Annotated in this window: 16 protein-coding genes; 4 read left to right on the top strand and 12 right to left on the bottom strand. The window is 63.7% G+C overall.

What is annotated here, in order from left to right; genetic code table 11:
• Positions 1 to 30: 30 nt before the first annotated feature.
• The 3 genes from DQ397_RS01490 to dmeF form a co-directional block, all read right to left on the bottom strand.
• The gene (locus tag DQ397_RS01490; protein ID WP_043215260.1) at positions 31 to 375 is read right to left on the bottom strand and encodes a cupin domain-containing protein; all 345 of its coding nucleotides are present in this window, start codon (positions 373 to 375) and stop codon (positions 31 to 33) included.
• 96 nt (positions 376 to 471) lie between these two features.
• On the bottom strand, positions 472 to 1,230 hold the full coding sequence (locus DQ397_RS01485) for an aminoglycoside adenylyltransferase family protein (RefSeq protein ID WP_090345119.1): 759 nt from the start codon (positions 1,228 to 1,230) through the stop codon (positions 472 to 474).
• Positions 1,231 to 1,266: 36 nt separating this feature from the next.
• On the bottom strand, positions 1,267 to 2,208 hold the full coding sequence (dmeF, locus tag DQ397_RS01480) for a CDF family Co(II)/Ni(II) efflux transporter DmeF (protein ID WP_043208375.1): 942 nt from the start codon (positions 2,206 to 2,208) through the stop codon (positions 1,267 to 1,269).
• Between the two features lie 70 nt (positions 2,209 to 2,278).
• Between dmeF and DQ397_RS01475 the strand changes: the two genes are divergently transcribed.
• Positions 2,279 to 2,554 carry a metal/formaldehyde-sensitive transcriptional repressor gene (locus DQ397_RS01475; protein WP_043208377.1) on the top strand — a complete coding sequence of 92 codons (276 nt, stop codon included), beginning with the start codon at positions 2,279 to 2,281 and terminating at the stop codon, positions 2,552 to 2,554.
• A gap of 88 nt (positions 2,555 to 2,642) precedes the next feature.
• On the opposite strand, the gene DQ397_RS01470 is transcribed toward DQ397_RS01475, so the two are convergent.
• The 8 genes from DQ397_RS01470 to DQ397_RS01435 form a co-directional block, all read right to left on the bottom strand.
• Entirely contained in the window at positions 2,643 to 3,575 is a 933-nt protein-coding gene (locus tag DQ397_RS01470; protein ID WP_043208379.1) for a phosphatidate cytidylyltransferase, read from the bottom strand.
• Position 3,576: 1 nt separating this feature from the next.
• Positions 3,577 to 4,200 (bottom strand): 1-acyl-sn-glycerol-3-phosphate acyltransferase, encoded by a 624-nt coding sequence (locus tag DQ397_RS01465; protein WP_043208380.1) that lies wholly within the window; start codon positions 4,198 to 4,200, stop codon positions 3,577 to 3,579.
• Positions 4,201 to 4,210: 10 nt separating this feature from the next.
• Positions 4,211 to 4,639 (bottom strand): hypothetical protein, encoded by a 429-nt coding sequence (locus DQ397_RS01460; protein ID WP_043208383.1) that lies wholly within the window; start codon positions 4,637 to 4,639, stop codon positions 4,211 to 4,213.
• Positions 4,636 to 5,994 carry a phosphatase PAP2/dual specificity phosphatase family protein gene (locus tag DQ397_RS01455; protein ID WP_043208385.1) on the bottom strand — a complete coding sequence of 453 codons (1,359 nt, stop codon included), beginning with the start codon at positions 5,992 to 5,994 and terminating at the stop codon, positions 4,636 to 4,638. Before DQ397_RS01455 ends, DQ397_RS01460 begins: the two co-directional genes overlap by 4 nt.
• Positions 5,994 to 7,742, bottom strand: a complete 1,749-nt coding sequence (locus DQ397_RS01450) for a bifunctional alpha/beta hydrolase/class I SAM-dependent methyltransferase (RefSeq protein WP_043208386.1) — start codon at positions 7,740 to 7,742, stop codon at positions 5,994 to 5,996. The genes DQ397_RS01455 and DQ397_RS01450 overlap by 1 nt, the downstream gene beginning before the upstream one ends.
• A gap of 30 nt (positions 7,743 to 7,772) precedes the next feature.
• Entirely contained in the window at positions 7,773 to 8,378 is a 606-nt protein-coding gene (locus tag DQ397_RS01445) for a CDP-alcohol phosphatidyltransferase family protein (RefSeq protein WP_043208388.1), read from the bottom strand.
• An 82-nt stretch (positions 8,379 to 8,460) separates the two neighbouring features.
• The gene (locus DQ397_RS01440; protein ID WP_043208390.1) at positions 8,461 to 8,856 is read right to left on the bottom strand and encodes a hypothetical protein; all 396 of its coding nucleotides are present in this window, start codon (positions 8,854 to 8,856) and stop codon (positions 8,461 to 8,463) included.
• 146 nt (positions 8,857 to 9,002) lie between these two features.
• Positions 9,003 to 9,887 (bottom strand): LysR substrate-binding domain-containing protein, encoded by an 885-nt coding sequence (locus DQ397_RS01435; RefSeq protein WP_043208392.1) that lies wholly within the window; start codon positions 9,885 to 9,887, stop codon positions 9,003 to 9,005.
• A 77-nt stretch (positions 9,888 to 9,964) separates the two neighbouring features.
• On the opposite strand from DQ397_RS01435, the gene DQ397_RS01430 reads away from it, so the two are divergent.
• On the top strand, positions 9,965 to 10,729 hold the full coding sequence (locus DQ397_RS01430; RefSeq protein ID WP_043208394.1) for a sulfite exporter TauE/SafE family protein: 765 nt from the start codon (positions 9,965 to 9,967) through the stop codon (positions 10,727 to 10,729).
• Here the strand turns inward: DQ397_RS01430 and DQ397_RS01425 are convergent.
• Positions 10,719 to 11,033 carry a putative quinol monooxygenase gene (locus DQ397_RS01425; RefSeq protein WP_043208396.1) on the bottom strand — a complete coding sequence of 105 codons (315 nt, stop codon included), beginning with the start codon at positions 11,031 to 11,033 and terminating at the stop codon, positions 10,719 to 10,721. The genes DQ397_RS01430 and DQ397_RS01425 overlap by 11 nt on opposite strands.
• A gap of 190 nt (positions 11,034 to 11,223) precedes the next feature.
• Between DQ397_RS01425 and DQ397_RS01420 the strand changes: the two genes are divergently transcribed.
• Both DQ397_RS01420 and DQ397_RS01415 read left to right on the top strand, forming a co-directional pair.
• Positions 11,224 to 11,814 carry an NAD(P)H-dependent oxidoreductase gene (locus DQ397_RS01420; protein WP_043208399.1) on the top strand — a complete coding sequence of 197 codons (591 nt, stop codon included), beginning with the start codon at positions 11,224 to 11,226 and terminating at the stop codon, positions 11,812 to 11,814.
• A gap of 146 nt (positions 11,815 to 11,960) precedes the next feature.
• Entirely contained in the window at positions 11,961 to 12,857 is an 897-nt protein-coding gene (locus tag DQ397_RS01415; RefSeq protein ID WP_043208400.1) for a LysR family transcriptional regulator, read from the top strand.
• Positions 12,858 to 12,931: the final 74 nt, after the last annotated feature.

Genomic DNA, 12,931 nt, shown 5'->3' with positions numbered 1-12,931 from the left:
CATTCAAAGCCCTGCGAAAGGGCTTTGGCATCAGGCGAAGACGAAGTACTTGCGCACGGTCTCGACCACTTCCCAGGTGCCTTTGAGACCTGGCTCGATGATGAACACGTCGCCTGCCTTCAGGTGCTTGGGCTCTTCACCTTCCGGCGTGATGATCACGTAGCCTTCGAGGAAGTGGCAGAACTCCCACTTCTCGTAGTTGATCTCGAACTTGCCGGGAGTGCAGATCCAGGTGCCCATGATCTTGCTGCCATCGGCAGAGAGATAGGCGTTCAGGTTGACGGTCTGCGGGTTGCCGCCGATGCGCTTCCACGGGGTGGCGTTCAGGGCCGGGGTCGGGCAGGTTTCGCGCAGGACGGTAATGAAGTCGGACATGGCAGGTTCCCAGGTAAGTGGCTGAATGACACGTCACCATAGGGCCTGCGCTGGCGCTGGAGTTGCCTGGGCTCGACGTCCAGGTGTCTGGATGCGCTATGTGGGCATATGCGACTTGCAATGAAGAACGAAGGCGTTGACCTGTTCCGGCCATTGGGCGAGCAGGTCCGGCGCGGTACCCAGGTAGGCGGCGCGCGCGTTGGCCAGCACCGGTTGGTGCGCGTCTGGCAAACGCTCCAGCAACCACTGGGCGGCTACATCCTTGGCTGCGATCGACCCCGTCGCCAGGCTGTACCAGATGCGCGCCAGGGCGAGCACCACGGTGTGCTCGTCGCCGGTCCAGTCCTCGGGCGTGTTCCATTGGGCCAGGGTGTCGGCAAAGGCTTGTTTCAGGTCGGCGGGCGGCACCGGGTCGAACCAGCTCGCAGCCGCTTCGCCCACCAGGCAAAGGCTGTGCTGGCGGGCCTTGGTCAGCAGAATGGCCAGGTCCGGGTCGAGCTGGGCAGGTTCGACCTCGCCTGCCAGCAGCGATGCTCGCAGCCACTCACCGAATTGCAGCTCGCGGCGGGCCGGATAGCGCCAGGGATGGATGTCGTCGCGTACCAACAGCGTCACCTCCAGGGCGCGCAGGTTGGGGTCTGCTCCCGGTGGTGCCGAAACATCCAGCAGCGCGCGCATCAACCCCTGGCGTGTGGCGTCGGACAGCGGTCGGGACACAGTCACCAGCAGGTCGAGATCGCTGTGCGGCCTCAATCCACCGGCCACGGCCGAGCCGTACAGGTGGATGGCCTGCAAGGCGTCGCCAAGGTGCTGGGCAAGCAGTTGCTGGGCAGCGAGCAGTTGTGGGTCGGTCATGGTGCGCCTCCTGAGGGCACACCATAGCAATCACCCTCAGGCGTTGGCCATTGCGTTGACTTCGACCGTGATGTGCGCCAGTTCTTCATGGACCGCCAGTGCCTGGCGTACGGTGTCGGCGCTAAGACAGCCCGTCGCCGCCAGGCTGAGAATGCAGGCGTACTGGTCCTTGCCGACACGCCACACGTGCAAGTCGGTGAGGGTGGCCGGTACCGACAGTTGCGCCACGGCGTCGCGGATCTCCTGGACCACGGGCGCGTCCATCTCGGCGTCCAGCAATACCCGGCCGGTGTCACGCAGCAGGCCTTTGGCCCACACCGCCACCAGCACCGCTCCCACCAGGCCCATCACCGGGTCGAGCCAGCCGGCGCCCCAGAACTTGCCGGACAGCAGGGCAATGATCGCCAGCACCGAGGTCGCGGCGTCGGCCATCACGTGCAGGTAGGCCGATCGCAGGTTCAGGTCATGGTGGTGCTGGTGGTGGTCATGATCATGATGATGGCCATGGTGGTGATCGTGATGGTGATCGTCGCGCAGCAGCCAGGCACAGGCGAGGTTCACGGCAAGCCCGAGTGCCGCAAGGGTGATGGCTTGGTCATAGTGAATCGGCCCAGGTGTCAGCAGCCGCTCGACCGACTGGAAGGCCATGAGCCCGGCTACGCCCAGCAGAAGCAAAGCGCTGGAGTAGCCGCCGAGGATCTCGATCTTCCACGTGCCGAAGGCGAAGCGACGGTCGCGGGCGTAGCGCCGTGCGGCAGCGTACGCCAGCAGTGAGAGCCCCAGGGCCAGGGCATGGGAGCTCATGTGCCAGCCGTCGGCCAGCAGCGCCATGGAGTTGAAGTACCAGCCGCCGGCGATCTCCGCCACCATCATCACCGCCGTGAGCCACACGGCCAGGCGTGTCTTGCGCTCGGCGCCGAGGTTGCCGGTATGGAACTGATGGCTGTGCAGCCACTTGTCTGAGGTTTGCGCAACCATGGTTTATCATGCTCCGGTAGATAGGCGAAATATACTATACCCCAGTATACCTAGAGTGATGCAGAACCCTATGGCACATACCATCAAGAGCAAGAAGCAACTGCTGACCCGTGTGCGCAAGATCAAGGGCCAAGCCGCAGCCCTGGAAAGCGCGTTGGAGCAGGACAAGGACTGCTTGGCGATCCTGCAGCAGATCGCCGCCGTACGAGGTGCGGTGAATGGGTTGATGGCCGAGGTGATGGAAGGGCACATTCGTGAGCATCTGGTGGCCGATGACCTGAGTGCCGAGCAGCGCCAGGAGGAGGCCGACAAGGTGGCCTCGCTGCTGCGCTCTTACCTCAAGTAACCAGTGTGGGCTGCGTTGCGGCCCATCGCAGGCTTGGCGATTCGGCAAGCCCAGGCCGCAGTTCTGAATACCCCCTGGGGGTATTTTTCTAGGCCCACCAGTACCGTACGAAGTGGAAGAACACCGGCGCCGCGAAGCACACCGAGTCCATGCGGTCCAGCATGCCGCCGTGGCCTTCGATCATGTGTCCCCAGTCCTTCACCCCGCGGTCGCGCTTGATCGCCGACATCACCAGCCCGCCAAAGAAACCCATGGCATTGACGGTCAGCGCCATCAGCGCTGCCTGCCAGAAGTTGAACGGGGTGATCCAGCACAGCAAGGCGCCCACCAGGGTGGCCAAAGCTACGCCGCCGGCCAGCCCTTCGACGGTCTTGGAGGGCGACAGGTTAGGCGCCACCTTGCGGTTGCCGAACAGCTTGCCGCAGACGTACTGCAACACATCGCTGATCTGCACCACAAGGATCAGCCAAGCGATCAGCAACAGGTTGCGGCCTTCATAACCGGGAATGTCCAAGGTCATCAATGCCGGCACCGAGGACAGGCAGTACACCGCGATCATCAGCCCCCACTGCACCTTGGAAGCGCGCTCGAGAAAGCGCGTGGTGTCGCCACCGAAGCTCGCCAGGATCGGCAGGAACAGAAACAGGTACACCGGGATGAAGATGCTGAACAAACCGTACCAGTCCATGGCGATCAACAGGTACTGCACCGGCAGCGCCACGTAGAACGCCGCCACCAACGCCGGGTAATCGCTGCGCCGGGTGGGCGTGAGGGTCATGAACTCGCGCAGGGCATAGAACGAGACGAAGTAGAACAGTGCGATCACGCCGTACTTGCCGAACACGAAAGCGATGCCGATCACCAGCACCATCACCCACCAGGCGTTGATGCGGGCGTTGAGGTTGTCGATCACTGCGTGCGGCGCGGGGCCGGCGCGCCATTTGAGTAGACGGCCGATCACGCTGGCGAGCAGGAGCAGGGCGCCGATGCCGGCGAACAGGGAAAGGGTGTTGTCGTCCATCTCAGGCATCCTTCGGGGCCAGGTTCAGCAGGGCCTGGCGGGCCCGCTCGAGAAAGGCCTGCTTGCTCTCGTCAGGCAGCAGGTGCAGGGGTTCGCCGAAGCTCAAGGTGCACAGCAGCGGCAAGGGCAGGGCGCGGCCCTTGGGCATGACGCGGTTGAGGTTGGCGATCCACACTGGCACCAGCTCGATATCAGGGTTGGCCGAGGCCAGGTGGAACAGGCCGCTCTTGAACGGCAGCAGTGGCTCATCGCTGAGATTGCGGGTGCCTTCAGGGAAGAAGATCAGCGAATCGCCTTGGCCCAAGGCATCGAGCACCGGTTGCAGTGGGTTGTCGTTGGACTCGCCGCGCTGGCGGTCGATCAGTACGGCGTCGAACACGTTACGGATCAGAAACTCCCGGATGCCCGGCTTGGCCCAATAGTCGGCCCCGGCGACCGGGCGTGTACGGCGGCGCAGTGGTTCGGGCAGCGAGGCCCAGAGCAGCACGAAGTCGCCATGGCTGCTGTGGTTGGCAAAATACAGGCGTTGCCTGGGGTGCGGCGTGCAGCCGAGCCAGAGAGCCCGGGCACCGGTGATCAGGCGTGCGGCAGAGGTGATGGCAAAGGCGGTCAAGGCGGCGAACATGGCGCGGTGGTTATCCGGTGAAAGAGAGTATCAGCAGGGTAGTCAGGGCTAGCACGACTTGCGCGGCGAAGCACAGCGCCTGGCGTCGCAGCAGGCCCAGCGCGCCCTGGCTGCGCGAGGGCCAGTCGCGTGCGTCGTGGGCGTGGGGCTTGAGGTTCAAGTCAAACAGGGCGCGATCCAAGGCTTGGGTGTCGGCGGTGAGGTCTGCGCTGCTGGCGAGCCGGGCGAACAGCGCGGCGTCCAAGGCTACGCGGATTGCCCAGTACTTGTGCAGCAGCCCCAGCCCCAGCAACACCGCGCACACCGCACTGGCCAGCGGGGGCAGGTGTGTCACCAGGGGGGCCAGGCCGTAGGCCAGGGCCAACAGGGTGATGCCATCGGACAAGCATTCGAGCTGTCGACCACGGCCCAGCAGGCTGGCCACCAGATGCAGGTTCATGGCTGGGCCTCCAGCTGTTCGAGTGCCATGCGATGGCCTGGATGTAACACGACAGAAGGTCGGGCTTTGCGGATCAGCGCTTCGGCCTGGGTAACGTTGGCGCAACGGCCACTGTGCACCAGCCAGGCGGCCACCGCGCTGGCGCTGCGGGAGTAGCCCAGGGCGCAGCAGACCAGGACCGGGCCCTGCTGACGCAGGCATTCGATGGCCTCGGCGGCCTGTCTGAGCAAGCTGGCATCCGGGACGATCAGGTCCAGGGTGGGCAGGCAGGTGTAATGTGCGGGCATCTGCATTGTCTGGCCTGGCCCATTTGCGGGTTTACCCGCGAAAGCGCCGGCACAGGCATAGCATGGCAGTTCAGCCGTCAGGTCCAGCGCGGCATTGAATGAGGAGGCCTCGCCGGCTCCGGGAATGCGCCCCAGAAATACCCCATCGCACACCTCATCGGCCTGTGGCCGTTTGCGGGTCCAGAGCCGCGAGTTGATCCAGGCCCCTAACAAATAGGGCGCCAGCAACCCAGTGGCGGCATTGGATAGCCGTCCATCCGCGCCTTTCTGGAATCCACCGGCACCGAACACGGCATAGTTCAGCGCCACCATCAGCAGCGAAACCGCCGGCCACAGCAGCCATAGCCAGGCGCCCGCCAACTGCAGCGCCAGCACCGCGCACAACAGCGCGCCGCCCCCGTAATACAGGGCAAGCCGCCAGCGTCGAGGATCACGGGCCAGGCGTGCTGCCCGCAGCGGCAACTCGCCCTCCCTCGGCCACAGCCAGACGCATACCAGCCCCGCCAGTGCCCCGGTGGGCAGATCGATGAAATGATGCTGCCAGGTGGTCAGCACCGATACCCCGATCAAAGCCATCCAGCCATGCATCAGCCCGCGCCAAGGCTGGCGATGAACATGACGGGCAAACATTGTCCAGATGATCACCAACAGCGCGATGTGCAGTGACGGGGCCTGGTTGAAGGGCTTGTCGAACCCCATCAGCACATCGAACAGCCAACCGAACAGGCCGTCCAGCGCTGGGCGTTCGAAGGTAAAGCGCAGTGGCCACAGCAAGAAGCAGCCGACGCTGATCACTTGCGCGGTCAGCAGGGCCAGGGCGTGGCGGTCCATCTCCCGGCGGGTGGTCGGCAACAGGAAGGACAACCCGTACAGCAGGTCGATCGACCAGTAGGGCACGATCGTCCACGGCCATAGTGGCGTTTGCCCTTCCCAGCCGAACACCAGGCTGCCGACGTCGTCGCGGGTAGCGGTGTGGTTGTTGACCAGCCCATAGCTGAGAAAGAAGAACGGCCCCAGCAGCAACAGCCAGAGCACGCCTCGGCGGATCAAGCCGGGTTCGCGCGTCATCAATCCACCCGTTGCGCCAGGCTGACACTGAAAATGCCCCACTCATCGATGCGCTGAGCGACCTTGCGAAAGCCTGCCGCCTCCACCAACTGGTCCATCTCCGCCTGGCTGCGCCGACGCATTACCCAGGCCTGGCCATCGCGGTGGCTGGTGAGGGCACGGGCGATCATCTCCAGTTGCGGGTGCCAGGGCTGGCCGGTGTACACAAGATAGCCGCCCGGCTGAACAGCATCGGCCAGGCCCGCCAAGGAACTGCCCACCAGGTCATTGCTGGCGAACAGCTCATACAGGCCAGACACCACTGCCAGGGTCGGGTGCGGATCGAGACTGGCCAGGCTCTGGCGGTCGAAGGCATCGCCTTGGACGAAGCGGGCCACCTCGGTCAGGCCCTTCTCGGCGATCAAGGCGCTGCCTTGCTGGACGTTCAGCTCGCTGTAGTCGCGCAGCAGGATCGAGTCGGGCATCTGCTCCTGCAGCGCTTCGAGGATGTAACGACCGTGGCCTGCCGCGATGTCGACGATGTGTACCGGGCGCTGCTGCTCGCGCAGGCGGCGGATGGCTTCGCGCAGCAGTTCCTCCACATGCAGCTTGCGCTGGCGGATGCCGCGCCAGCCGATGGCGTTGAGATAGTTCCGGTCGATCAGTTCGCCCAGCTTGCCTTTGCCGCTGGGCTGGTTGCGATACACGTAGTCCAGGGTACTGCCCGAATCGAAGCCGGTGTCGAAGCCCAGCTTCACCCCTTCCGAGAAGCCCTTGCCCAAGCGCAGTCCGGCACGGGTGGCCCGCCAGTAAAGGTCGCGGGGCGAGTTGCGAGGTAGCGGCGCGGCCAGGCTTTCGGCTTCAGCGCAGCTGGCGCCGCTCTTGTCGGCATCGAGCAACGAGGGCACCGGTAAAGGCCTGTCGAAGCAGTGCGCAACGAAGCGCTGGATCCGCACCAGGGCGTGGGCCCGGTCGCGCTCGCCGAGGGTGTCGTGGAAAAAGCCTGGGAGAACATGCATCTCTTTGCGCGCACTGCCCAGACGCTCGAAGAAGCGCTCCTGGGGGTTGCGTTCGACCACAAGGTCGGCGCCGGACACCAGCATCTGGGTCGGCACCTGGATCGCCTGGGCATCGGCGACCACTCGGTCGGCCGCTTCATACAGACCTAGCAGCATGGTCACCGAGATCGGCCGGCTGATCAGCGGGTCGGCCAAGTAGGACATGACCCGCTCCGGGTCGTGGGTCAGCAGGCGTGGCTTGACGTAGCTGTTGACGAAGAAATTGCCGCGCAATGCCTTGAGCAGCTTCAGGCCTGGGCGAGCGAACGGCACGTAAAGCTTGACCTTGAAGGCCGGCGAGGCCAGCACAAGGCAGCGCACTTTCGGCGCGTAGTCATGGGCCCAGGTCGCCACCAGCACCGCGCCCACGCTCTGGGCCAGTACCACCATGTCCGCCTCGGCGATGCCATGGCTGTCGCGGACATGCTCGATGAAGGTCTGCACGTCCCGCACGCTGGTGGCAAAGCCTGGGCTGTCGCCACGTGCTCCGGGTGACTGGCCATGGCCCCGGGCGTCCCAGGCGAAAAAGTCGTAGCCGGGCATGTCCAGCTCATCGGCCAAATGGGCCATGCGCCCGCCGTGTTCGTGGCCGCGGTGGAACATCACCACCGCCCGGCGTGGCTGGTATTCGTTACGGGTGGCGGGCCAATAGCGGTAATGCAGCTCGACGCCATCATGGGTGCAGAAGTGCAGCGATTGCGCTTGGCGCATGGCGAAGGTCCTTGTCCGGCGGCGAAGAGGTCAGCGAGTTTCGGCCAGGCCTTGGCGAACCCGGTTGTAGAGGGTATAGAGCGAGAGTGCGAGGATGACCAGCAGCAGGCCGTCGATCCATGCTGCGCTCAGCACCCCGAAAGCGATCCCGGTGCCCAGCACACCAAAGGCGAAGGCCCGGTCGCTCTTGCCCATGGGCCCGTCGTATCGCCGCGAAGCCCCCGCCAGCGGCCCCATCACGCCGGCGTACTCGCTGATGACCGCGCTCACGACCACCAGCACCACCAGCGCCGGTGATACCCCCGGCAACAGGGCGAATGGTAGGTACAGCGCCGCATCGGCGACCACGTCGCACAGCTCGTTGAGGTAAGCCCCAAGCTTCGATTGCTGGCCGAACTCCCGCGCCAGCATGCCGTCGACGGCATTGAGGGCCATGCGCAGCAGCATCCACACCGGCACCAGGATGAACAGCCCGGTCACATCGTGCTGCCAGGCCAGCAACAGGCCCAGCAGTACCGACACCAATGCGGCTGCCACGGTGACTTGATTGGCGGTGACGCCGCGCGCATGCAGGCGCTTTACGCCAGGGCGCAACAGGGCCTGGAAACGGGGTTTGAGTTGATAGATCGACGGCACGTTGAACTCCCTTTCATGGCGCGACATGACCCGATTGTGAGGAATGAGCCAGGTGGGCGGCAAGGGGGGACGTTGATGACCTTCAACGGTGCGGCATGCCGTGGTATTCGTTGCCCGGTCGTTGCCTTGTCGGTTCGCTGCGTGCCCAGAACCAGGCACCTCCCTGCGCAATGACCAGGCCGCCGAAGCAAATCAGAAGGTCCGCCTCGCAGTGCTCCCAGGTACCGACCTTGAAGCCCGTATTCTCCAATGTCAGGAATTCACCTGTGGCAGGCAAGCATTGCGGGGAGCCTCTGAGGCCGCCATGGAACAGCTGCTCAGGGCTATGGCAAACCCGGGCGTGCAACTGTTCGGGTTTTTTCTTCGCTTCATGCATGAAGCGCGAGATGAATGTCTTGCGGATATATCGCTGTGCGAACGTCTGCAGCAGGCGCGCCAGATCGTCACTGGAACACAGGCGATTGTCGTGTCGATTCATGAAGGCATCCCGTGGAAACGAAAGATCGCGTTCGCTCAGGGTTTTAACGTAGATGCCGGGCCAGGCGCGCCAGGACCGTGCCGGGTTGGTTGTAGGTTGAGTCTCGATTTCGCGGTGGGGGGATGGGGTTGCAGCCTGCGCGGGTTTCAGCTGTCCTCCAGTTGTTTCACCAAAGCGGCGGCATACCCTGGCAATGCTCCGAAATCCCGGGCGCACAGTAACAGTCGACGGTTGGCCCAAGGCTCGGGCAATGCGATCCAGCGCAGTGGCAATACCCCTTCCCAGCGTCGCACCGATGCCAACGGCACCACCGCTACCCCGGCGCCGCCGGCAACCATGCGAATCACCCCGTCAAATCCTTCTGCCCGCACCCGTACCTGCATGCGCCGCCCTTCCCGCAGGGCTTGTTCCTCCAGATGCAGGGCCAGTGCGCTGTTGGCACCCAGCCCGACATGGCCGTGGGCAAGGCTGTCGATGAAAGTCGGCGCGGCCTGCTCGGCCAGGGGATGAGTGATGGGCATCGCCAGTACCAGCGGGTCGTCGCGAAAGGGACGAGTCTGCAGGTGCTCGTTGGGTGCGGCGGTAGAGATGATGCCCAGGTCGGCCATGCCCTGGGTGATCGATTGCACGATGCGCAGACTCGGCATTTCCTGAACATCGACGCTGACACCGGGATGGCTACACAGATAGGCGGCCAGCAGCTCGGGTAGGTATTCGGTCAGCGCGGCGGTGTTGCACAACAGGCGCACCTGGCCATATTGGCCTTGGGCGTACTGGGCCAGATCGTATTGCAGGCGTTCGACCTGCTGGCTGATCAGCCGGGCATGCTGCAACAGGGCCTGGCCGGCGGGTGTGGGCAGTACGCCACGGCGATTGCGCTCCAGCAGTGCGATGCCGAGCGAGGCTTCCATGGCGCGGATGCGGGCGCTGGCGGCGGGCAGCGACAGGTGGCTGCGACGCGCGCCGGCGGTGATGTTGCCGCACTCGGCGGTGTGGCGAAACAGCTGGAGGTCGGTCAGGTCGAAATGCATCAGCCTCTGTCCTGGCAAGAGTCTGGCTGAGTATATGGCAGATTTTCAGCCAGGCGCCGAGACGTCATTCTGGCGCCATGAAGACTTTCTTGGCGTTTTATCAGGATATGGGCCCGGCACTGTGGTTGCTGGTGGCGATGACCTTTTTGCTGGCCGGTGCGGTCAAGGGAGTGATTGGCCTGGGCCTTCCGACCATCGCCATGGGCCTGCTCGGTCTGGCTATGGCACCGTCGCAGGCTGCCGCACTGCTGATCCTTCCTTCCACCGTCACCAACCTCTGGCAGTTGGCCTCTGGGGGGCATTTGCGTGGATTGCTGCGTCGCCTGGGCCCGTTGTTGCTGATGATTCTGGCCGGCACCCTGATCGGCAGTGCCTGGCTGGGTATCGACAGTGGACCTTGGGCCGCTCATGCGCTGGGTGGGGCGTTGCTGCTGTATGCCGTATATGGGCTGTCGGGGCCAACGATGAAGGTGCGGCCCGCATGGGAAGTGTGGCTGGGACCGTTGTGCGGCCTGGTGACCGGCCTGGTGACGGCGGCGACGGGCGTGTTCGTGATGCCGGCGGTGCCTTACCTGCAAAGCCTGGGCTTGTCGCGTGACGAGATGGTCCAGGCCCTGGGCCTGTCGTTCACGGTGTCCACGCTGGCGCTGGCCTTGGGCCTGGCCGGTCAGGATGCCCTCGGCGGACAGACGCTTGGCGCATCACTGTTGATGTTGGTGCCCGCCCTGTTGGGGATGCTTGGCGGCCAGTGGTTGCGTCAGCGCATCAGCGCGCAGGTGTTCAAGCGCTGTTTCTTCATCGGCCTGGCGCTGCTGGGCGGGCACCTGCTGCTCAACGGCTAGCCGAGCAAGGGCTGAGCATCTCGATCAGCTGGATGTCGAAATCGCGCTCCAGGTAATCCATGCGCTGTTCGAAGAATTCGCGCATGTGCGGCAGGGCCGAATGCACATCCAGATCGGCCTTGCTGGCCCAGACCTCATAGAACACGAACAGGCTGGGATCCTGCTTGTCGCGCAGCATGTGGTACTCGATGCAGCCCGGCTCCTGGCGGCTCGGTTCGACATAGGCGCGGAACAACCGCTCGAAAGCCTCGGCTTTTTCTGGGCGGGTCTTAGCTTTGAGAATGAACGCGTATTGCTCGGTCATGGACTGGCCTCGTGGGTTAAAAGATGGGAAGAATTTTAAAGCAATAATGTGTGTTAAATTCGTGATTCGAGCGCAAATGTATTTTGCCGATCGAGCGCTTTTTCTCAGCTTCCCGGATGCCTAATCTGCCGCCATCGAACTTGACGTGACCGGTGGCCGACAGCCTCGGGTCCCCTTATCGGAGGCTCCCATGAAAAAGATTCTTCTGCTCAACGGCGGCAAACGCTTCGCCCATTCCGACGGTCGTCTCAACACGACCCTGCACGAGGTTGCCTTGGCCCATCTGGACCGCGCAGGTTTCGACGTGAAGCAGACCTTCATCGATGGTGGCTACGACGTTCAGGAAGAAGTCGACAAGTTTCTCTGGGCTGATGTCGTGATCTGGCAGATGCCCGGCTGGTGGATGGGCGCGCCGTGGACCGTCAAGCAGTACATCGATGAAGTCTTCACCGCAGGCCACGGCAGCCTGTACGCCAATGATGGCCGCACCCGCTCCGACGCCTCGCAGAAGTACGGCAGCGGCGGTCTGATCCAGGGCAAACAGTACATGCTTTCGCTCACCTGGAATGCCCCGCAGCAAGCCTTCGACGACCCGAGCGACTTCTTCGAGGGCAAAGGTGTGGATGCGGTGTATTTCCCGTTCCACAAGGCCAACCAGTTCCTGGGCATGACCGGCCTGCCGACTTTCCTGGCAGTGGACGTGATGAAGCGTCCGGATGTGCCGGCGGCGGTGGCAGCCTATGAAGCCCATCTGGACAAGGTGTTCGGCAAGGCCCAGTGAAGGGCTAAGGCTGTGGTGCAGCCCCTCGCAGGCTCGGTCAGCGCTCTCCACGTGCGTCGGAAGCAGCCCTGGACTGCGATGGGCGCCTTGCATGAATCTCTGTCACCCGCTATCAATCACGGCATTCTCCGATACAGGCCTGATACGTGAAAACCCGATCCGAAGAGCTCCAGGTATTCGTCGCTGTGATCGACTGCGGCTCGATTTCCGCCGCTGCCGAGCAGATCGGCCAGACGCCGTCGGCAGTCAGCCGCACGTTGTCACGGCTCGAGGGTAAGCTCGGCACCACGTTGGTCAACCGCACCACCCGGCGCATGGACCTGACCGAGGAAGGGCGCTTTTTTCTGGAGCGTTCGCGGCAGATCCTCGAGCAAATGGACGACATGGAAGAGCACCTGTCGATGCATAACCAGACGCCTTCCGGGCGTCTGCGCATCAATGCCGCGGCGCCGTTCATGCTGCATGCCATCCTGCCGTGGATTGGTGAGTTTCGTCGCCAGTACCCTGGCATCGAGCTGGAACTCAACACGGACGATCTGATCATCGACCTGCTCGAGCAAAGCACCGACGTTGCCATCCGCATCGGCGACCTTGCTGACTCCAGCCTGCATGCTCGCGCCCTGGGGTGCAGCCCGATCCAAGTGCTGGCGAGCCCCGAGTACCTGGCGCGCCATGGCACGCCAGAAAAGGTCGAGGACCTGAACGCGCATTCCCTGCTCGGTTTCAGCCAGCCGGAGTCGCTCAATCGCTGGCCGCTGCGCCATGCCCAAGGTGATTACTGGCAGATCCGACCCAGTCTGATTGCCTCCAGCGGCGAAACCTTGCGTCAGCTGGCCTTGGCGGGAGAGGGCATTGTCAGCCTCTCGCACTTCATGACCCATGAGGACATCCGCACCGGCCGCTTGCAGGTGGTGCTGGGCGAGTTCAATAACGGTTATCGCCAGCCAATCCATGCGGTGTACTACCGCAATACCCAGTTGGCCCTGCGTATCCAATGCTTCCTGGATTTCATTCAGAAGAAGCTGGCGATGTACGCCTGCTGAGTTGCCTGAACACGACAGGACCTGTGCAGGGGCGGCGCAATCTTCCCCGGGTGTTTGCTTAGTCGAACGGCTTC

This window comes from Pseudomonas sp. CK-NBRI-02, from assembly GCF_008124495.1.
Taxonomy (GTDB): Bacteria; Pseudomonadota; Gammaproteobacteria; order Pseudomonadales; family Pseudomonadaceae; genus Aquipseudomonas; species Aquipseudomonas guariconensis.
Note: the sequence above shows the minus strand (reverse complement) of the source record. Positions and strands in the feature narration are given on the sequence as shown.